This window comes from Idiomarina sp. D18 (assembly GCF_057748155.1).
The window spans coordinates 965,593-983,610 of record NZ_CM173240.1; the positions used below are offsets into that span (position 1 = coordinate 965,593).

Below are 18,018 nucleotides of genomic sequence, written 5' to 3' on the forward strand. Positions count from 1 at the left end.
AGGGATTAGCAAATGGCACGAGTTAAACGTGGTGTGATCGCGCGTGCGCGTCACAAGAAAGTCCTAAAGCAGGCGAAAGGTTATTATGGTGCTCGTAGTCGCGTATATCGCGTTGCGGTGCAGGCAGTTACTAAAGCAGGTCAATACGCATACCGTGACCGTCGCAACAAGAAACGTCAATTCCGTCAATTGTGGATTGTTCGTATCAATGCGGCAGCGCGTCAAAACGGTTTGTCATACAGCCGCTTTATCAACGGTCTGAAGAAAGCATCGGTAGAAATCGATCGCAAAATCCTTGCCGACATCGCTGTACATGACCAAAGCGGTTTTGCAGCCTTGGTTGAAAAGGCGAAAGGTGCACTGTAATCGGCAATAAAGGCTTTGCCAAAAACCGATAAACAGATTTAAAAGGGAGCCAATTTGGCTCCCTTTTTTATGGCTTTTTCGTTAGAATAGAGCTTTCGTAATTTGCATGATAGGTTGAGGGAACGAATGCAGTTAGAACAAATTGTTGAACAGGCGCAGCAAGCTATTGCTGAAGCTGATTCGCCGCAAGCACTGGACGAAGTGCGCGTTGAATACATGGGCAAGAAAGGTCGGTTAACTGAGCTGTTAAAAGGCTTAGGTCAACTTGAACCATCTGAGCGTCGGGACGCGGGACAAAAAATTAACCAAGCTAAACAACAAGTCCAAGCTGATATTAACGCCCGTAAAGAGGTTTTAAAGGCGGCTGAGCTCGAAGCAAAGCTTGATGCTGAGCGTATTGATGTGACCTTACCTGGACGCGCTAGCCAAGTGGGTGGCGTACATCCCGTTACACAAACCATTCGCCGTATTGAATCATTCTTTGGTGACTTAGGTTTTAGTGTGAAGCAGGGCCCAGAAGTGGAAGACGGCTTTCACAACTTTGACGCACTCAATATTCCGGCGAATCACCCCGCACGTGCAGACCACGATACGTTCTACTTTACTCCCTCAACGATGCTAAGAACGCAAACTTCGGGTGTGCAAATCCGCACTATGGAGGCTGAGCAGCCACCATTACGCATCATTTCACCAGGTCGCGTTTATCGTAACGATTATGACCAAACGCACACACCGATGTTCCATCAGGTAGAAGGCTTGATGGTTGATAAAGACGTGAGCTTTACGCAGTTAAAAGGCATTTTAGAAGACTTCTTAAATAACTTTTTTGAGGAGTCGTTAACGGTTCGTTTCCGTCCTTCTTATTTCCCGTTTACTGAACCTTCTGCTGAAGTGGATGTAATGGGTAAAGATGGTAAATGGTTAGAAGTATTGGGTTGCGGAATGGTTCACCCCAATGTGCTTCGTGCAGTCGGTATTGATCCTGAGCAATACACGGGCTTCGCTTTTGGCATGGGTGTTGAGCGATTAACCATGCTGCGTTACGGCGTGACCGATCTGCGTGCGTTCTTCGAGAACGACCTGCGATTCCTAAAACAGTTTAATTAAGAGGGCGGCGAACATGAAATTTAGTGAAAATTGGCTAAGAAGTTGGGTCAATCCAGACATTTCTAGTGAAGCACTGAGTGAGCAACTCAGTATGGCTGGCCTTGAGGTTGATGGCTTAGAGCCGGTTGCAGCAGACTTTCATACTGTTGTCGTTGGTAAAGTCGTTGAATGTGGTCCTCATCCAGACGCTGATAAGTTGCAGGTCACTAAAGTCGATGTGGGTGAGGATGAATTACTTGATATCGTTTGCGGTGCCCCAAACTGCCGTAAGAATTTAATGGTTGTGGTCGCTAAGGTTGGCGCGGTATTACCGGGTGACTTCAAAATTAAGAAGGCAAAGCTGCGCGGACATCCATCGCATGGTATGTTGTGCTCGTTTAAAGAGCTGGGTCTAATTGATGACCACGACGGTATCATTGAGCTACCTTCAGACGCACCCATCGGCAAAGATTACCGCGAGTATTTGGGTCTGGATGACTTAACTATTGATATCGATTTAACACCCAACCGCGGTGACTGCCTGAGTATTCGTGGCATAGCACGTGAGGTCGGTGTACTGAATAACATTGATGTGTCCGAGCCGACAGTAGACGCGGTTGCAGTAACCCTCGAAGAGACTAAGGCGATTCATTTAGATGCACCGGTTGGGTGTCCTCGTTACTTGGGGCGCGTAGTAAAAAATGTCGATGTTAAGCAACAAACACCGTTGTGGATGAGTGAGAAACTACGTCGCAGTGGTATACGTAGCATTGATCCTGTGGTTGATATCACCAACTATGTATTGTTGGAGCTCGGCCATCCGATGCACGCATTCGACCTCGAGCGCGTTCAAGGCGATGTGCATGTGCGCTATGCCAATAAAGGTGAGACCTTAACTTTATTGGATGAGCAAGAAGTGAAGCTCGATGACGATGTGCTAGTTATTGCTGATGACACGCAGGCATTGGCTATGGCGGGCGTTTACGGTGGTCTCGACAGTGGTGTAACACGAGAAAGCAAAGATATATTCCTCGAAAGCGCGTTTTTTGCACCTGATGCGATTTTAGGTAAAGCACGCCGTTTTGGTTTACACACGGATGCGTCTCATCGTTATGAGCGCGGTGTTGACCCCGAATTGCAACGTCAAGCCATGGAGCGCGCAACACAGTTATTGATTGAAATTTGTGGTGGCGAGGCGGGTCCTATCGTCGAAGCGAAGTCAGACGAGCATCTACCTAAGCCAGCTGAGGTGACACTACGTGCAGCACGGCTCGCGAGTGTATTAGGAATTGATATTGAAACTGCTCGCGTGACTGAAATTCTCGAGCGTCTAGGCTTTGACGTCAAAGTGGAGACAGGCGAGTGGTTGGTCAAAGTGCCGACTTATCGATTTGATATTGCTATTGAAGAAGACCTTATCGAAGAAGTCGCACGCGTATTTGGGTATAACAATATTCAGGCAGCTGCGCCTGCTGCACAATTACGTATGCGCCCACAACAGGAATCACTGATCAGCACACATCGCTTAGTGGATGCGATGATCGAGCGGGGCTATCAAGAAGCAATTACGTATAGCTTCGTCGATCCGAAACATCAAGCGGCGTTATTTGATGAAAGTGCATCGTTAACATTACCCCATCCTATTTCGGTGGACATGTCATCAATGCGGTTAAGCTTGTGGCCAGGTCTATTGAATGCGCTAGCGCATAACCAAAAGCGTCAGCAATCAGTGTTAGCTTTTGTCGAAACAGGCTTACGTTTTATCCCTGATGAAGCGGCTGAAAATGGTGTGGTGCAGCAACCGATGTTTGCTGGCGTGCGTTCAGGTAAGGCCTATGGCGAACATTGGTCGGCGGAAGACCGTGGCGTCGACTTCTATGATGTAAAAGGTGATGTCGAAGCCTTGTTGAAAAAAACGGGCGTCAATGATGTTCGTTTTGTAGCGAGCGAACACAGCGCTCTGCATCCAGGGCAATCGGCAGCGATATACCGTGGTGAGCGGTGCATTGGCTATATGGGCGCCTTACATCCTAAGTTTGAGAAGACATTCGGTCTTAATCAACGCGCGTTTGTGTTCGAATTGCAACTTGATGCGATTAACCAACGTAGTATTCCATCGGCTCAACCCGTGTCGCGGTTTCCGAGTATCCGCCGAGACTTAGCGGTTGTTTTAGATGAGCGTATCGCGGCGGGTGAAGTGTTAACTACGTTGAAGAACATTGGCGTTAATCAGTTGATTGACCTAAACTTATTTGACGTGTACCAAGGCGATAACTTGCCAGAAGGTAAGCGTAGCTTAGCTCTTTCTGTCACACTTCAAGATAACGAAAAGACACTTGAAGAAACCGAAATAAACGGCATTATGGAAAAGCTAGTATCGACGTTACAGTCGGAGTTTGATGCAACCTTGAGGGATTAGGATATGGCGCTGACTAAAGCAGAACTCGCTGAGGTACTTTTTGACAAGTACGGTGTAAGTAAGCAAGACGCTAAGGATTTAGTAGAGGCGTTTTTTGAAGAAATACGTTCTGTTTTAGAGTCGGGGGAAATGGTCAAGTTATCAGGCTTTGGTAACTTTGAACTTCGAACAAAGAATCAGCGCCCAGGCCGGAATCCAAAAACGGGTGAGGATATTCCTATTTCAGCTCGCCGAGTGGTGAGCTTTAAACCCGGTCAAAAGTTCAAAAGCCGCGTAGAAAACACAAAGCCCGAGCATTAGCTCGGGCTTTGTTATTACGTTATGCTTAAAACGTTAGCGAAAAAATAAACTACTAAATGGATTGAGCAGGCGACTAATACCCGACGTAAAGAATAACGGCGCATCGAGTGTCGCGAGCGTTAAGCAGTCTTCCGTCGCAGTGCGAGGGGTATGCTTACGATCCGCATCCAACAAGATGAAATCACCGTCATAATAAGCATCGTGCTCATCATTGAATACGCCATCAATCACCAGTGTGGCTTCTTGCCCTTTGTGAGTATGTTCCGGTACTTGCGCACCAGGTTCCATGTAAATTAAGTTGGTCTGCCCATCATCGGACAAAGCAACTGGTGCTCTCCATAGCTTACCCACTAAGTGAGTCCATTCTCCGATACGATGAGCGTTGTGCGCCAAAGTCGTCGGTAAATTAAAGCGACGACCCTCAAGGCTAATTAAGTCTTCGCGTTGAGCCGCTGGTTTAGCCTGAGAGTTAAAAATCGCTTCTAACATTTGGTCGCATTGAGTTTTCGACATGGCACCTTTAGAGGGGGCACAAATCGTCTCAACAAGGCTATCCAAATGCTTGTTACATAAACCTTCCTCTATTTCACAAACTGTTCGCTTGCAAATAGGGCACATATCAATATGTGTACCAACAACTAATGTCATTGACGCACTAAGGTCGCCTGAAGCGTACTGATACAAAATTGCTTCAGAGGGATGTGACTTAATCATGCTCAACTATTAACTCTTTCAATTTCTTTAATGCAAGGCGCGTACGAGACTTAACCGTGCCCAATGGAATTCCAAGAGAGTCGGAAACTTCTTGTTGCGACTTACCCTCGACATATATTTTTTCTACCACGATACGTTGCGCATCTGGCAACTGACCGTAGTAGTGAGAAATCTCTTGCAACAGAATGTCTTGATCCAACGCGTAATCGTCATCTAGGTTATCATTCTGTTCAGCCAAAATCGGCCAAAGTTCATCTGCACTTATATCATCTTTGCGTTTTTTATTCTTTCTCAATAAGTCGAATCGAATATTACGCGCGATTGTGAAGATCCACGTTGAGGGAGAACCTTTATCGGCCTTAAATAGATGAGCCTTGTGCCATACGTTAGTCATTGTTTCTTGCACAAGATCCATCGCAGTTTGTTCGTTACCAAACTGACGCGTTCCATAAGCTTGCAACTTAGGCGCAAAGTGTGAGAACAATTCACTGAACGCTTGACGGCTACGCGTTTCAGCAATTTGAGCCAAAAGTTGCGCAGCTTTTTCTGCAGTGTCCTGCTGGGATGTGGTCATAACTCCCCGTTGTGAAGTATGAGATGTCACCGTTTGCATAACTAGACCTGCTATTGTTGTTAGTTGGTATATCTAACTACGAGAACAAGTTTAAGTTTGGATCAGTCGATCTCAAAAAAGTTACGTAACCAAGTTTAGCAGATAATCAGCAACTTGCTCACTTGATTGCGATTTAATTAACTCTTGTTTGGTGTGAACGTCGAGTGGTAAAATTTCGAGCCAACGTTGACACACCCAGTCGAGTTGTTCAAACGGTTTTTCATCATACAAATCCCCGAGTTCTGGATAAACACCATAAATTTCTTCAAGACGTTCTCTAAGCACGGCAACCTCATCCGTAATCGGTGTCGGCTGCCAAAAAGGCAGCGCTTCGACGTCACCGACTCGAAGACCATCCTCCTCGAATTCGTGATGTTTTATATGAACTCGACGTTCACCTTGTACAGTAATACCCAGAAAGCCATCGTTGAGCATTTCAAAGTCAACAATAGTGACTGCGGTGCCAAAGGGCAGAATATAGTCAGCATCATATTTGTCGATACCCGGGTCAAACATGCACACCACAAACTCGCTTTGGCTTGCCATGCAATGTTTAACCAGTCGTGTGTAGCGTTGTTCGAAGATGCGCAATTTAAGCTTCCCATTCGGCATGACATGCGCCGTCAAGGGAAATAAGGGTAAACGCTGCACTTTTTCCATACGATACAACTATCCTGAATTTGGTTTGATTTAACATGCTTTACGCATGCTTATTCAGCTTGGATCTAAATTTGTATAACTTAAGCAAACCTTTTTTGCTGTAAGTCCGTTATGGTAGATGGCAACACCGATGCAACAATATATATAATGTATTATAAGCTTGTAAATAAACGGAGTTTTGATGCGTCTAAAAGTTGGAATAAGTGCCTGTTTGTTGGGTGACGAAGTGCGTTTCGATGGTGGACATAAGCGTTCACCTTTTTGTGAAAATGAACTTGCCAAACACGTAGAATTTGTCAAGTTTTGCCCGGAAGTGGGCATTGGTTTACCAGTGCCTCGACCCACCATTAGGCTTGAGTTTCACGATCAGCAGATACGCGCTGTCATTCCTAAAACCGGTGAAGACGTAACCGATTCATTGAAAAGTTTTGCAGACCGAGTTCAACCAAAACTTAAGGATCTATCGGGTTACGTGTTGTGCGCGAAGTCACCCAGTTGCGGTATGGAGCGGGTAAAACTCTACGATCCGAAAACCGGCAGCGCGCGCAAAGAGGCGATGGGCTTGTTTGCCGAGCGATTGCATGAATTGGAACCTGCACTACCGCTTGAGGAAGATGGTCGTCTGAATGACCCTCACTTACGAGAAAACTTTATCTTGCGTGTATTTTTATACGGTCGCTGGAAATCCTTGCCGCATCCGTTGAGTAAGTCGGCATTATTAAAATTTCACACACAGTCTAAATTGATTTTGATGGCTCACAACCAAGCCGAATATCGCGCCCTGGGGCGCGAGGTCGGTGAAGCAAAATCAATTGATGAGGGCTTCTGCCAACGTTACATCTTACAAGTTATGAACGCGCTTAGTAAGCCGGCTTCAAGGCGTAACCACACGAATGTATTGCAGCATATTCAAGGTTACTTCAAGCAGCATTTAGATAAAGAACAGAAGCACGAATTAAGTCAACTAATACTCGACTATCACGATGGTACGTTACCGCTTATGGCTCCCTTGACGCTTATTCGTCATTACTTACGCGAGTTTCCCAATGAATATCTAGCCGAACAGTGGTATGTCACACCATACCCTGAAGATTTAAAATTAAGATATGGACTATAACTATGGCGGCAGTTGTTTGGTTTAGAAGTGACTTGAGAACGGTAGACAATCCGGCGCTCGATGCAGCCTGTCTTAATCACAAACACGTTTATGCGTTATTTTTAGTACCCCAGCGTACTTGGCAGGCGCATGACTGGGCGCCCATTAAAGTCGATTTATGGTGGCGTCATTTAGCAGAGTTTAAGCAGGAGCTCGCTGACAAAGGAATTGGTTTTTCGATTTTTACAATCGATCGATTTAGCCAAAGTGGCGCAACGATTGCCGATTTCTGTGAGAAACATAAAGTCAATACGGTATACGCAAATAGAGAGTATCCACTGGATGAGATAGAGCGTGATAAGCAAGCCAGGGCATGCTTTGAGCAGCGTAATATCGAGTTTCAATTATTTGACGGTAACTTACTCGTGCCGCCAGAGGCTGTGGAAACAAAACAGGGCGGCTACTACAAAGTATTCACGCCATTTAACCGAGCTTGGCGTACTGAGGTTGCTAAAATCAGTGATTGGACCCCAGAGTCTTGGCGCGTTGAAAATACCGTAGCGAGCAGTACCGAGCTACCGCAGTGTCCGTTAGAGCGTAAAAATAGTCAAACCTACCCGGTCGGACGACAAGCCATTATGGGTAAACTGGGTCAATTTATTGAACATCAGGTTGACGACTACAAAGCGCGTCGCGATCAACCCTCCGTTGATGGTACCTCGATGATGTCTGCATATTTTGAAATGGGAGCGATTGCACCGAAAACTGTAGCGCGCGCACTCTCGTCATTGTCACCAGAGTTTCCGTATGGGCTCGAGCCCGGCGCAGACACTTGGCTAACAGAAGTTGCGTGGCGAGAGTTTTATCAGCACCTCATGTTTCATGAACCGCGATTAAGTCGAGGAGAGAACTATCAGACAGAAACCCAAGGGTTACCTTGGCGAGACGCTGAAGAAGATTTTCAAGCTTGGTGTGACGGGCGCACAGGCTTTCCTATCGTCGATGCCGGCATGCGACAGCTCAATGAGACCGGATGGATGCATAATCGTTTACGTATGATCGTGGCTAATTTTTTAGTCAAAGATCTACTGATCGACTGGCGCAAAGGAGAGCAGTACTTTATGCGTAACCTTGTGGACGGCAGCTTTCCAGCTAACAACGGCGGCTGGCAATGGAGTGCATCGGTTGGTACTGATGCGGTCCCTTATTTTCGGGTTTTTAATCCTGTCCGGCAGAGTGAGAAGTTTGATCCCGACGGAATCTACATTCGTACTTGGATAAAAGAACTAGCGGATGTACCGAGTAAACATATTCATTGGCCACATTCGTATTTGAAACAGCATAAAACGGGGTACGTGTCTCCGATAGTCGATCATAGCGAGGCGCGTGAGCGATTTTTATCGACGTTTAAGCAGGTGAAAAATGGATAACAAAGAGTTAGTGGAAAAGCTTAAGAGCTTTTACGAGGAATTTTCGACGGATCAACTCGATGATTTAGACTCGATATATCATGACGATGTTGCGTTTAATGATCCCATTCACCAAGTCGTGGGCCGAGATGACTTGCGCAACTATTTTGAGCACACCATGGAAAACGTAGAGTATTGTCATTTTACGTTTGAAGACGAAGTCATTGGTGATAAGCAGGCCTACTTGAGTTGGCAAATGCGATTTTCGCATCCAAAGCTCGCCAACGGTCGTGAAATCATTCTGCCAGGTGTTTCACATGTTCAGTTTGAAGACGAAAAAATAAGATTACAAGAAGACCACTATGATTTGGGTGCCATGTTATACGAGCATGTACCGTTGGTCGGGTTTGTTATTGATAAGATCAAACAGAGGCTGGTGTCATCATGAAAGTACTCATCACCGGTGCTACCAGTGGGATTGGTCAACAACTCGTTGCAGACTATGCCTGCGAGGGTCATAACGTGATCGCTTGCGGGCGCAACGCCGATGCGCTGAAAAAATTGGCAGACGAGTTCCCTGACTATGTCGAAACGTTACAATTCGACACGGTTGATCGCGATAAAACAATTGAGCTTTTGGGATCAATCAATCAAATCGATGTTGCCATTTTGAGTGCGGGTGTCTGTGAATACTTGGATATTGAATCATTTGACGCAGAGCTCTTTGAACGGGTATTTACCGTTAATGTGCAAGGCACAATGAATTGCGTGCAAGGTTTGTTGCGGACGCTTCAACCAGGTTCGAAATTAGTGCTGGTAGGTAGTCTTGCACGACTATTGCCATTTACGCGGGCTCAAGCCTATGGCGGATCAAAAGCAGCGATTCATTATATTAGTCGCTCACTCGAAGTGGATCTTGCCCCTAAAGGTATTCGGGTGCTCTCGATTTCACCTGGGTTTGTTAAAACCCCGATGACCGATGCTAACGATTTTGAAATGCCGATGCGAGTTTCTGTCGATTATGCCTCTCAGTGTATCCGCAAAGGTATCGACAAGAACAAACGAGATATCGGTTTTCCTACCATTTTTACATTGATGTTAAAAACCATGTCTATTCTGCCTCAAGCGTGGCAAGTAGCGCTCAGTAAACGTATGTCGAAGGGAAATTAATGCAAATAGCAGTTGTAGGAAGTGGTATTGCAGGCTTAACAACGGCATATTACTTAACTGACCACCATGAGGTGACGGTATTCGAAAAAAACGATTATATCGGCGGTCATACAAATACCATTGAGGTCAATGATGAGAAAGGCCCTGTTGGTGTCGATACGGGCTTTATCGTGTTTAATGACCGAACCTATCCGCGTTTCAAACGTCTAATGACTGAAGTGGGTGTGACGTGGCGGGACACTGAAATGAGCTTTAGTGTGCAAGATCCAGAGTCAGGTCTTGAGTATAACGGACATACTTTACTTACTTTGTTTGCCCAAAAACGTAACTTGTTTCGACCCAAGTTTTATAGATTGCTTAAAGGTATTGTTACGTTTAACGAAGCGGCAAAAAAGGCTGCAAAAGAGAATAGCGATAACGACCATATAACCTTGGGTGAGTTCATCGATTCGCTGGATTTAGATGAGCAAGTCGCGCATTATTATTTGCTACCGATGATCTCCGCGATTTGGTCATCGAGTATTAAAGATGCCTACCAGTTTCCATTAGGCTTTTTCTTGCGCTTTTTCTTAAACCATGGTCTGTTGGACATCAGCAATCGCCCCCAGTGGCATACGATTGAAGGTGGTTCTAGCGCTTATATTCCCAAATTAACCGCTAAATTTAGTGACCGTATTCGTTTGTCTCAAGATATTAGTGGAGTCCGACGCACTGAGAATGGCGCATCGTTAACCTTCTTAGATGGTCATGTTGAGCACTTCGATCGTGTTGTGTTTGCTTGTCACAGCGACCAAGCATTGGCATTGCTAGCAGACGCTAATGATGCCGAAAAGCGTATTTTGGGTAGCATCCCCTATAAACTAAATGAGGTTGTATTGCACACCGACCGTGCTCTATTGCCGCTTCGAAAGGCCGCTTGGGCAAGCTGGAATTATCGTTTAAGAGTCGGTGAGTCGGCGCAGCGCGAACCAAGTTCAGTGACCTACAGCATGAATATTTTGCAGGGTTTAAAGACGCAAGCGCACTACCTTGTTACGCTCAATAATAGTGAGGCTGTTGATCCGGACAAGGTGATTAAAAAACTGTTTTATGCACACCCTCAATACAGCACAACCTCAATGGCTGCCCGCAAAGATAGAGACCTGATCAATGGTCATCGCAACACCTATTTTTGTGGTGCTTACTGGTACAGCGGCTTCCATGAAGACGGTGTACACAGTGCCATAGACGTGGTTAATATGATTGCGTCGGAGCTTAATGTAGATAATGGATAGCGGTATCTATTGGGGGCAAGTTTTTCATGAACGCCGAACCCCAAAACATCATCAGTTTAACTATCGGTTTATGCAGTGGTGCGTGTGCCTAGACGAGCTTGACGAGGTACACCAGCAAAGCCGCTGGCTCAGTACCCGAGGCTTTGCGCCGCTGTGGTTCAGACGTAATGATTACCTACGGGGCTCAACAGGGGACCTAAAAACCGCTGTGCTTGAAAAAATGAACCAGCTCAATTCGCGAGCGCTTAGCGGTCGAATCTGGTTTGTCGGTAATCTGCGAACTTTTGGTATTTATTTCTCTCCTCTCAACCTATATTTTCTGCAGCAGGGTGAGCACTTTACCCACGTGCTCGCTGAGGTCAGCAATACACCTTGGCTGGAGAGGCACTATTACCTTGTTGACTTGGCCGAAACCGTGCCTGAGCACGAAAAGGCATTCCATGTTTCTCCTTTCAACCCGATGGATATGCGTTATCGATGGTATATCGAGCCACCAACTGATAAGTTGTCGGTAACCATAAAAGCTTGCCGCGAAAGGGCTGAGTTTATCGCAGGCATGAAGTTGTCTAGAAGTGAGTTAAACCGTAAATCAATAAAACACGTAATAAAAACTGTGCCGTTTATGGCGCTAAGAATAATCGGTGGAATTTATTGGCAAGCGTTAAAGTTGTTCATCAAGCGCACTCCCATATACGACCATCCTAAAACAAAAAAAAGTAAGACTAGATAAAGGGTACGATCGATGTCTCAAGGCGAAACTGTAATGCAAGCACCGCTGACTTACGGCTGGATAGATAAAGCAGCAAAACGTATGACGCAGGCGTTGCTTGCTCATTTAGGCGAAGGCCAGTTGATTGTTAAAGAACAAGGCAAACTGGTCGGTCATTATGGAGATAAGTCTTCAGACTTATGCGCTGAGATAAATGTATTAGACGCTAAATTTTATGTGCGCTTGTTGACCGGTGGCAGTATTGGCGCGGCTGAACTCTTTATTGATAAAGCGTGGGAAACACCAAATTTAACGGCAGTGATCCAGGTATTTGCTCGCAATATGGACGCGCTTGATAAATTGGAGCGAAAAGTCGCTTGGCTCACCTTTCCAATTAATAAATACCGTCATTGGGCCAACCGAAATCACAAGGCGCAAGCTAAGAAGAATATTTCGGCACACTATGATTTAGGTAATGAGCTGTACACCCGCTTTTTAGACACAAATATGCAGTACTCGAGTGCTCTGTTCTTACAAGGCAACGAGACACTTGAACAAGCGCAATTGAATAAAATGGATCGTCTGTGTCGGAAATTGGAGTTGAAGCCGACGGATCACCTCTTAGAAATAGGCACTGGCTGGGGTGGCTTAGCAATTTTTGCTGCGCAGAATTATGGCTGTCAAGTGACGACTACAACGATTTCAGAGCAGCAGTATCAATATGTAGCGGAGCGTATCAAATCGCTCGGACTGGAAGACCGTATCACACTGTTGAAAGAAGACTATCGCGACCTCACCGGTCAGTACGATAAATTGGTATCGGTCGAAATGATCGAAGCGGTCGGTAAGCGTTATTTGCCTGGTTTTTTCCAAGTTTGTAATGATCGCCTAAAGCAGAATGGACTGATGTGTATTCAGGCGATTACGATTGCTGACCAACGTTACGCGAGTTATTCCCGCTCGGTCGACTTCATACAGAAACATATTTTCCCCGGTGGCTTTTTACCATCGCTCTCTCTAATGACCGACTTATTTAAGAAAGAAACATCGTTGGTGGTTCGCGATGTGCGAGATTTTGGTGAGAGTTATGCCAAGACATTAGCGGCTTGGCGTGATCGGTTTAATGGTCGTGCCGGTGAACTAGAGCAGTTTGGTTACGATGCTCGATTTTCGCGCTTGTGGAATTATTATTTTGGCTATTGCGAAGGCGGATTTTTAGAAAAGACCGTATCTGTAGTACAAGTCACTGCATCCAAAACGTCATAAGGCGCTTCCAAGGAGACCTATGTCAACTTCGCTACAACACAAGATCGTTAGCTTCGTACTGTTTAACTTATTGTGGTTAAGTGCAGTTGCAGGACGGAGTGATTACCTATGGCTGACTATTGTGCTGGCCATCGCCCAATTTGCCTATAGCTACTGGATTGCTGAAATACCCGTTAAGAAAATGGCACAACTGTTAGCTGTGGGCTTATTACTCGAGGCGATAGCCATTAGCCTCGGTGCGATTGACTTTGTGGGCTCGGTTTTTCCGTTGTGGTTGGCGTTGTTATGGGTCGGATTTGCTGCGATGGCACCGGTCGCATTGGATTGGCTCGTTAAGATGCCGTTCGTTGCAGCCTTATTAGGCGCAGTTTCTGGCCCGTTTACTTACTATGTTGGATTAGGGTTCGGTGCGGGGGCGGCTGAATCGCTATTCTTTACGTTACTCGTCTACGCGGTTGTGTGGGGACTCTTTATGTTGTTTTTCTGTCGTGCTATGCGAGCCAGTCCAAATGAGAGGTTAGTTCTATGAAAACCAAGTCATTAGCTTTAGCAAGTGCCTTAGTATGTGCTGGGCTGAGCACGGCTGTCGGCGCACAATCTATCGATGAATGTAAGAAGCCATTGGCTGATGAATATAAAGAAGTTGGTCAAACACGTCTCCGTGTGCTGTTTTGGGACGTTTACGATGCCTTCCTTTATACGACAGATGGCGATTTTGACTGGTCGCAACGCAAGCAGCAACGCAAAGCCCTATTGTTGCGCTACTTACGTGATATTGAAGCAAAGGAGTTGGTGGAAACCACGTCAGAAGAGTGGGAGAAACTTGGCTTCAATAGTCAGGAACAGTCGCAGTGGTTAGATAAGCTTTCGGAAATGTGGCCTGATATCAAAGAAGATGACTGTATCTTATTGAAAGAGACCAAAGAGGGTTATGCGGCATTTTATCAAGGCGATAAAAGCTTGGGTGTGATTAACTCGAGTCAGTTTACTGAACAATTTTTAGCGATTTGGTTATCACCTGGGTCGCGTTTTGAGGAGGAAAGAGATGAGCTGGTTGGAAAACAGTAATAAGCGTGTATCTCAATGGCTATTGGCAGTGGTTGCCTTGTTATCGCTTTCGGCGTGTTCAACAGCGATAGAAGAGTATCAAGGTGAGCAACCGAAGTTACAGTTAGAGGAGTTTTTTAAGGGCGATTTGGTCGCTCATGGTGTCGTGCAAGATTACTCTGGTAAGGTCATTCAGCGTTTTACCGTGCAAATGCAAGGCTCTTGGGATGGTAACCAAGGCACACTTGACGAGCAATTCACCTACGCGGACGGTCGCACACAGGAACGTATTTGGAAGCTCACAAAAACGGGTCCCAACACCTACGAGGGGCGGGCATCGGATGTTGAAGGTGTCGCTGTTGGTACCACAGCGGGTAATGCACTTAACTGGGAATACGTGTTACAGGTTGAAGTCGATGGCGAAATGATGGCGCTCTCGTTGGATGATTGGATGTACTTGGTTGATGAAAACAATATGATTAACCGCACGCAAATGTATAAATACGGCTTGCCCGTGGGTGAAATTACGCTCTATATCGGAAAGCAGTAACGCATTTACAAGAAATGGTTGTAGAAAATAGGGCGCTGGTCGATATAATGAGCATCTTTGAATATTAGGGTGTATGAGTCATTTATGGCAGGACCGACGTTTTCTTACAATAATCCGCGCATTAACGGTCAGACCATTTTTGTAAAAAGAGGTCCCCACTGCGGTAAGCTAGGTATTGTAAAGCAACAAAATAAAGATGGCTCTTATGTGGTATCTCAGGCTGATTTTGGTGATGAGCTTATTAGCTTTAAACGTGAAGAGTTTATCGTGTATCGCTACCGCAAAATCCGAGTCCCTATCGATCGTGTCGCAGGTAAAAATCCCGACGTGCTATAAATAAAAAAACCAACCGAAAGGTTGGTTTTTTAGTTCCATTAAGACCCTCTGGGGAAGCGACAGCGACCGGATTTTTGTTGCAATTTCTGTTGCCACAGCTCTTTTGCCGTTAATCCGCCTTTGCTACTTGATTTTACGGTAGCTTTTTGGGGCGCTGATTTGGACACCGCTGCTTTGGGTTTGCTCTCTTTTTTTGCGGGCGTGCCTGCGCCCTCAGCGAGTGACTCTGCTTCTTCCGCAAGCTGAGCTAAACGAACGTTTTTACCACCGTTTACACTGTACCAACCGCTTTTTGCCTCAATGGATGGCGCCTTACCGTGTGCTTTCTTGTAAGCTGCGGTGTAATCTGCAAGAACTTTCTCTTTATCCAGTTTGCTCATTAATCAAACCCTATTCGATTATAAAAATTTAACAGAAACGATTAAAAAGTAATCTACCTGATTGTTTATACCGTTTTTTCGGATTTATGTCTAATTTAAGGTAAAATAAGTCGCAAACACGCCGTAAAAGTAGGTGAATAAATGACAATTGAAGTAAGTCAGCTCACTGACTATTTAGATGAGTTGTTAAAAGCACGTCAAATAAAGGATTTTTGCCCCAATGGCTTGCAAGTGGCAGGCAAATCGCATGTAAAGCGTATCATGACAGGTGTTACTGCGAGTCAGGCGTTGGTCGATGCAGCCGTTGCTGCCGACGTTGATGCCTTATTAGTGCATCATGGTTACTTCTGGAAAAACGAACATCAACCTATTGTGGGGATGAAAAAACGTCGTATTAAGGCGTTGTTGGAAGCCGATATCAATTTGATTGCCTATCATTTACCACTCGATGCCCACCCTTCATTGGGCAACAACGCGCAATTGGCCAAGCTAATGAGTTGGTCAATCGACGGTACGGCTAACCCGAGCGATCCTGGCAATGTGTTGATGCACGGTCATGTTGAACAACCCCACACAAGCGAACAGTTGGCGGATGCGTTGATCGAAAAGCTCAACCGCGATTTAACGTGCTATGTTCCGTGTCAGCAACCTATTCGGCGGCTGGCATGGTGCACAGGTGGTGGGCAAGGCTTTATTGACGAGGCGGCCGCACTCGGTGTTGATGCATTTATCACAGGCGAGGTATCAGAACAAACGGTGCACAGTGCTCGCGAGCAGGGGATTGCCTTTTTCGCCGCTGGGCATCATGCGACCGAACGCTACGGAGCCAAAGCACTCGGCGAACATTTGGAACAGCAATTTAACCTCGACGTGAGCTTTGTCGATATCGATAACCCTGCATGAATAAAAAACAAGCACGTGGCGATTTCACGGGTATCAGTCAAAAATTCGCCCGAAATATTTACGGTTCGACCAAGGGCCGACTGCGCATGGCTGTGTTGAAGCGTGACTTAGCGCCATTCATTGATGGGCCTAAGCGAACAATATTGGATGTTGGCGCAGGCTTAGGCCAAGTGAATGAATGGTTTCTTACGAAAGGGCATGCGGTGATTCACACTGATATTGCTGCCGATATGGTCGAAGAAGCACAACAAAATCATGAGCAATTGGGTTTAACACGAAGAGCTCAGTACATCGTGGCTCCACTCGAAGCGCTCACAGCGCAGTTACCTGATCAACAGTTTAGTTTGGTGTTATGCCACGCGGTACTCGAATGGGTTGAAGACGGTGAGCAGGCAATTCAGTGCTTATCTCAATTACTTAAGCCTGGCGGAACTTTGTCCTTAATGTTTTATAATCGCGATGCACAATTAATGGCAAATGCGGTCTATGGTAACTTTGATTATATCGCGCGCGGCTTAAAAGTTAAAAAAACGGTCCGTTTAAGTCCTCAACAGCCGCGCAGACCGCAGGATGTTGAAAAGTGGCTCACAGAGGCGGGCTTGCAGGTGGATACTAAAACGGGCGTGCGCTGTTTTCATGACTATCTGCGCGAAGTCGAGCACCAGCAACGCTATGACGAGTTGTTGGATCTTGAAATGGAATATAATCAACAATCACCGTTTCGAGAGTTAGGCCGTTATCAACATTGGTTGATCCGCAAGCCGGACAAGTAAAGGGAGAAAACGTATGGGACAACGCTGTAGTTTTATTGGTTTGGGTGTGATGGGCTACCCAATGGCTGGGCACCTTCAGCAACAAGGGTTTGATGTTTGTGTTTATAACCGCACATCGAGTAAAGCCGAGCAGTGGGTCAATGAGTATCAAGGCTGTCGTGCCGATACACCCGCTCAAGCGGTGGCTGATGCAGACTTTGTGATGGTATGCGTGGGTAATGATGACGATGTGCGTAGCGTTTTTTATGGTGAGGACGGCATACTCGCACAGTTGAAGTCAGGCGCAATCGTTATTGACCATACGACGGCATCGGCCGATCTTGCGCGTGAGCTCGATACGGCAGTTACACAACATCAGGGTGAATTCTTAGATGCTCCGGTTTCTGGCGGCCAAGCAGGCGCAGAGAAGGGCATTCTCACAACGATGGTCGGTGGTGAACAAGCAACCTTTGATAAAGCGCAGCCTGTATTGAACTGCTATGCGAAGAAAATCGTTCGTATGGGTGAAGCCGGCAAGGGTCAACTTGCTAAAATGGTTAATCAGGTGTGCATTGCCAACGTCATTCAAGGCGTCGCCGAAGGTCTGCATTTGGCACGAAAAGTTGGTCTTGACCCCGATGCATTGGTCGATGCAATTGGCGCTGGCGCTGCTGGCTCCTGGCAGTTAGTTAACCGGTACAGAACCATGTGGGACCAAGAATATGATCACGGCTTTGCCGTTGACTGGATGCGTAAAGACTTGGGTATTGCGATTGCAGAGGCTAACCGCCACGGAGCTGCGCTGCCGTCGACTGCGATGATTGATCAATACTATGCTGAAGTGCAAAGCCTCGGTGGCTCACGCTGGGACACTTCAAGCTTGATGGTACGATTAGATAAATTAGCTGGCGATTGGGAATAATAAAAAAGGAGGCTGATGCCTCCTTTTCTGATGCTTGCAAAGCGTA

General features: G+C 46.1%; 22 protein-coding genes. 18 read left to right on the forward strand and 4 right to left on the reverse strand.

Features of this window, described 5'->3' with window-relative positions:
• Positions 1–12: 12 nt before the first annotated feature.
• The 4 genes from rplT to AC3AP5_RS04585 all read left to right on the forward strand — a co-directional run bounded on the left by rplT (position 13) and on the right by AC3AP5_RS04585 (position 4,171).
• Positions 13–366 carry a 50S ribosomal protein L20 gene (rplT, locus tag AC3AP5_RS04570; RefSeq protein WP_006955397.1) on the forward strand — a complete coding sequence of 118 codons (354 nt, stop codon included), beginning with the start codon at positions 13–15 and terminating at the stop codon, positions 364–366.
• Positions 367–492: 126 nt separating this feature from the next.
• Complete coding sequence (gene pheS / locus AC3AP5_RS04575; protein ID WP_006955396.1) at positions 493–1,473, forward strand: phenylalanine--tRNA ligase subunit alpha; 981 nt, start codon at positions 493–495, stop codon at positions 1,471–1,473.
• A 13-nt stretch (positions 1,474–1,486) separates the two neighbouring features.
• Positions 1,487–3,871: a phenylalanine--tRNA ligase subunit beta gene (pheT, locus tag AC3AP5_RS04580; protein WP_272978397.1), complete on the forward strand. Its 2,385-nt coding sequence runs from the start codon at positions 1,487–1,489 to the stop codon at positions 3,869–3,871.
• A gap of 3 nt (positions 3,872–3,874) precedes the next feature.
• A complete protein-coding gene (locus AC3AP5_RS04585; RefSeq protein WP_272978396.1) occupies positions 3,875–4,171 on the forward strand; it encodes an integration host factor subunit alpha in 297 nt (98 codons plus the stop codon).
• A 33-nt stretch (positions 4,172–4,204) separates the two neighbouring features.
• Here AC3AP5_RS04585 and AC3AP5_RS04590 read toward each other — a convergent pair whose 3' ends face one another.
• From AC3AP5_RS04590 to AC3AP5_RS04600, 3 genes are all read right to left on the reverse strand, one after another.
• Positions 4,205–4,885, reverse strand: a complete 681-nt coding sequence (locus AC3AP5_RS04590) for a ChrR family anti-sigma-E factor (protein ID WP_272978395.1) — start codon at positions 4,883–4,885, stop codon at positions 4,205–4,207.
• Positions 4,878–5,498, reverse strand: a complete 621-nt coding sequence (locus tag AC3AP5_RS04595) for a sigma-70 family RNA polymerase sigma factor (RefSeq protein WP_040487855.1) — start codon at positions 5,496–5,498, stop codon at positions 4,878–4,880. Before AC3AP5_RS04595 ends, AC3AP5_RS04590 begins: the two co-directional genes overlap by 8 nt.
• Positions 5,499–5,579: 81 nt before the next feature.
• Positions 5,580–6,158, reverse strand: coding sequence for an LON peptidase substrate-binding domain-containing protein (locus AC3AP5_RS04600; protein ID WP_272978394.1), 579 nt, complete (start codon positions 6,156–6,158; stop codon positions 5,580–5,582).
• A gap of 181 nt (positions 6,159–6,339) precedes the next feature.
• Between AC3AP5_RS04600 and AC3AP5_RS04605 the strand changes: the two genes are divergently transcribed.
• From AC3AP5_RS04605 to AC3AP5_RS04655, 11 genes are all read left to right on the forward strand, one after another.
• Positions 6,340–7,275: a YbgA family protein gene (locus tag AC3AP5_RS04605; protein ID WP_006955390.1), complete on the forward strand. Its 936-nt coding sequence runs from the start codon at positions 6,340–6,342 to the stop codon at positions 7,273–7,275.
• A 2-nt stretch (positions 7,276–7,277) separates the two neighbouring features.
• Complete coding sequence (phrB, locus tag AC3AP5_RS04610; protein ID WP_272978393.1) at positions 7,278–8,684, forward strand: deoxyribodipyrimidine photo-lyase; 1,407 nt, start codon at positions 7,278–7,280, stop codon at positions 8,682–8,684.
• Positions 8,677–9,111: a nuclear transport factor 2 family protein gene (locus tag AC3AP5_RS04615; RefSeq protein WP_006955388.1), complete on the forward strand. Its 435-nt coding sequence runs from the start codon at positions 8,677–8,679 to the stop codon at positions 9,109–9,111. Before phrB ends, AC3AP5_RS04615 begins: the two co-directional genes overlap by 8 nt.
• Positions 9,108–9,833, forward strand: coding sequence for an SDR family NAD(P)-dependent oxidoreductase (locus AC3AP5_RS04620; protein WP_272978392.1), 726 nt, complete (start codon positions 9,108–9,110; stop codon positions 9,831–9,833). Before AC3AP5_RS04615 ends, AC3AP5_RS04620 begins: the two co-directional genes overlap by 4 nt.
• Positions 9,833–11,107 (forward strand): NAD(P)/FAD-dependent oxidoreductase, encoded by a 1,275-nt coding sequence (locus AC3AP5_RS04625; RefSeq protein WP_487327095.1) that lies wholly within the window; start codon positions 9,833–9,835, stop codon positions 11,105–11,107. Before AC3AP5_RS04620 ends, AC3AP5_RS04625 begins: the two co-directional genes overlap by 1 nt.
• On the forward strand, positions 11,100–11,837 hold the full coding sequence (locus AC3AP5_RS04630; protein ID WP_487327096.1) for a DUF1365 domain-containing protein: 738 nt from the start codon (positions 11,100–11,102) through the stop codon (positions 11,835–11,837). The genes AC3AP5_RS04625 and AC3AP5_RS04630 overlap by 8 nt, the downstream gene beginning before the upstream one ends.
• A gap of 12 nt (positions 11,838–11,849) precedes the next feature.
• Positions 11,850–13,082 carry a class I SAM-dependent methyltransferase gene (locus AC3AP5_RS04635; RefSeq protein ID WP_487327097.1) on the forward strand — a complete coding sequence of 411 codons (1,233 nt, stop codon included), beginning with the start codon at positions 11,850–11,852 and terminating at the stop codon, positions 13,080–13,082.
• A gap of 19 nt (positions 13,083–13,101) precedes the next feature.
• The gene (locus tag AC3AP5_RS04640) at positions 13,102–13,611 is read left to right on the forward strand and encodes a DUF2878 domain-containing protein (protein WP_487327098.1); all 510 of its coding nucleotides are present in this window, start codon (positions 13,102–13,104) and stop codon (positions 13,609–13,611) included.
• Positions 13,608–14,150 carry a chalcone isomerase family protein gene (locus AC3AP5_RS04645; RefSeq protein WP_272978388.1) on the forward strand — a complete coding sequence of 181 codons (543 nt, stop codon included), beginning with the start codon at positions 13,608–13,610 and terminating at the stop codon, positions 14,148–14,150. The genes AC3AP5_RS04640 and AC3AP5_RS04645 overlap by 4 nt, the downstream gene beginning before the upstream one ends.
• Positions 14,128–14,679, forward strand: a complete 552-nt coding sequence (locus AC3AP5_RS04650) for a DUF3833 domain-containing protein (RefSeq protein ID WP_287831783.1) — start codon at positions 14,128–14,130, stop codon at positions 14,677–14,679. The genes AC3AP5_RS04645 and AC3AP5_RS04650 overlap by 23 nt, the downstream gene beginning before the upstream one ends.
• Before the next feature lie 84 nt (positions 14,680–14,763).
• Positions 14,764–15,015, forward strand: coding sequence for a DUF3912 family protein (locus AC3AP5_RS04655; RefSeq protein WP_006955378.1), 252 nt, complete (start codon positions 14,764–14,766; stop codon positions 15,013–15,015).
• Positions 15,016–15,053: 38 nt separating this feature from the next.
• Here the strand turns inward: AC3AP5_RS04655 and AC3AP5_RS04660 are convergent, their stop codons facing one another.
• Positions 15,054–15,395, reverse strand: coding sequence for a hypothetical protein (locus AC3AP5_RS04660; RefSeq protein WP_487327099.1), 342 nt, complete (start codon positions 15,393–15,395; stop codon positions 15,054–15,056).
• Between the two features lie 141 nt (positions 15,396–15,536).
• On the opposite strand from AC3AP5_RS04660, the gene AC3AP5_RS04665 reads away from it, so the two are divergent.
• Genes AC3AP5_RS04665 through AC3AP5_RS04675 form a run of 3 tightly spaced genes read left to right on the forward strand, consistent with a single transcriptional unit; the run spans position 15,537 to position 17,972 of the window.
• Positions 15,537–16,298, forward strand: a complete 762-nt coding sequence (locus AC3AP5_RS04665; RefSeq protein WP_487327100.1) for a Nif3-like dinuclear metal center hexameric protein — start codon at positions 15,537–15,539, stop codon at positions 16,296–16,298.
• Complete coding sequence (locus tag AC3AP5_RS04670; protein WP_286682281.1) at positions 16,295–17,071, forward strand: methyltransferase domain-containing protein; 777 nt, start codon at positions 16,295–16,297, stop codon at positions 17,069–17,071. The genes AC3AP5_RS04665 and AC3AP5_RS04670 overlap by 4 nt, the downstream gene beginning before the upstream one ends.
• Positions 17,072–17,084: 13 nt before the next feature.
• Entirely contained in the window at positions 17,085–17,972 is an 888-nt protein-coding gene (locus AC3AP5_RS04675; RefSeq protein WP_487327101.1) for an NAD(P)-dependent oxidoreductase, read from the forward strand.
• The last annotated feature ends 46 nt before the right edge of the window (positions 17,973–18,018 follow it).

Excerpts from the sequence above, each read along its gene's own strand:
- pheS (WP_006955396.1), top strand. The coding sequence starts at position 493 with ATGCAGTTAGAACAAATTGTTGAACAGGCGCAGCAAGCTATTGCTGAA.
- AC3AP5_RS04675 (WP_487327101.1), top strand. The coding sequence starts at position 17,085 with ATGGGACAACGCTGTAGTTTTATTGGTTTGGGTGTGATGGGCTACCCA.
- pheT (WP_272978397.1), top strand. The coding sequence starts at position 1,487 with ATGAAATTTAGTGAAAATTGGCTAAGAAGTTGGGTCAATCCAGACATT.
- AC3AP5_RS04650 (WP_287831783.1), top strand. The coding sequence starts at position 14,128 with ATGAGCTGGTTGGAAAACAGTAATAAGCGTGTATCTCAATGGCTATTG.
- AC3AP5_RS04625 (WP_487327095.1), top strand. The coding sequence starts at position 9,833 with ATGCAAATAGCAGTTGTAGGAAGTGGTATTGCAGGCTTAACAACGGCA.
- AC3AP5_RS04655 (WP_006955378.1), top strand. The coding sequence starts at position 14,764 with ATGGCAGGACCGACGTTTTCTTACAATAATCCGCGCATTAACGGTCAG.
- AC3AP5_RS04600 (WP_272978394.1), bottom strand. The coding sequence starts at position 6,158 with ATGGAAAAAGTGCAGCGTTTACCCTTATTTCCCTTGACGGCGCATGTC.
- AC3AP5_RS04660 (WP_487327099.1), bottom strand. The coding sequence starts at position 15,395 with ATGAGCAAACTGGATAAAGAGAAAGTTCTTGCAGATTACACCGCAGCT.
- AC3AP5_RS04635 (WP_487327097.1), top strand. The coding sequence starts at position 11,850 with ATGTCTCAAGGCGAAACTGTAATGCAAGCACCGCTGACTTACGGCTGG.
- AC3AP5_RS04630 (WP_487327096.1), top strand. The coding sequence starts at position 11,100 with ATGGATAGCGGTATCTATTGGGGGCAAGTTTTTCATGAACGCCGAACC.
- AC3AP5_RS04595 (WP_040487855.1), bottom strand. The coding sequence starts at position 5,498 with ATGCAAACGGTGACATCTCATACTTCACAACGGGGAGTTATGACCACA.
- AC3AP5_RS04590 (WP_272978395.1), bottom strand. The coding sequence starts at position 4,885 with ATGATTAAGTCACATCCCTCTGAAGCAATTTTGTATCAGTACGCTTCA.
- rplT (WP_006955397.1), top strand. The coding sequence starts at position 13 with ATGGCACGAGTTAAACGTGGTGTGATCGCGCGTGCGCGTCACAAGAAA.
- AC3AP5_RS04670 (WP_286682281.1), top strand. The coding sequence starts at position 16,295 with ATGAATAAAAAACAAGCACGTGGCGATTTCACGGGTATCAGTCAAAAA.
- phrB (WP_272978393.1), top strand. The coding sequence starts at position 7,278 with ATGGCGGCAGTTGTTTGGTTTAGAAGTGACTTGAGAACGGTAGACAAT.
- AC3AP5_RS04605 (WP_006955390.1), top strand. The coding sequence starts at position 6,340 with ATGCGTCTAAAAGTTGGAATAAGTGCCTGTTTGTTGGGTGACGAAGTG.
- AC3AP5_RS04640 (WP_487327098.1), top strand. The coding sequence starts at position 13,102 with ATGTCAACTTCGCTACAACACAAGATCGTTAGCTTCGTACTGTTTAAC.
- AC3AP5_RS04615 (WP_006955388.1), top strand. The coding sequence starts at position 8,677 with ATGGATAACAAAGAGTTAGTGGAAAAGCTTAAGAGCTTTTACGAGGAA.
- AC3AP5_RS04620 (WP_272978392.1), top strand. The coding sequence starts at position 9,108 with ATGAAAGTACTCATCACCGGTGCTACCAGTGGGATTGGTCAACAACTC.
- AC3AP5_RS04665 (WP_487327100.1), top strand. The coding sequence starts at position 15,537 with ATGACAATTGAAGTAAGTCAGCTCACTGACTATTTAGATGAGTTGTTA.
- AC3AP5_RS04645 (WP_272978388.1), top strand. The coding sequence starts at position 13,608 with ATGAAAACCAAGTCATTAGCTTTAGCAAGTGCCTTAGTATGTGCTGGG.
- AC3AP5_RS04585 (WP_272978396.1), top strand. The coding sequence starts at position 3,875 with ATGGCGCTGACTAAAGCAGAACTCGCTGAGGTACTTTTTGACAAGTAC.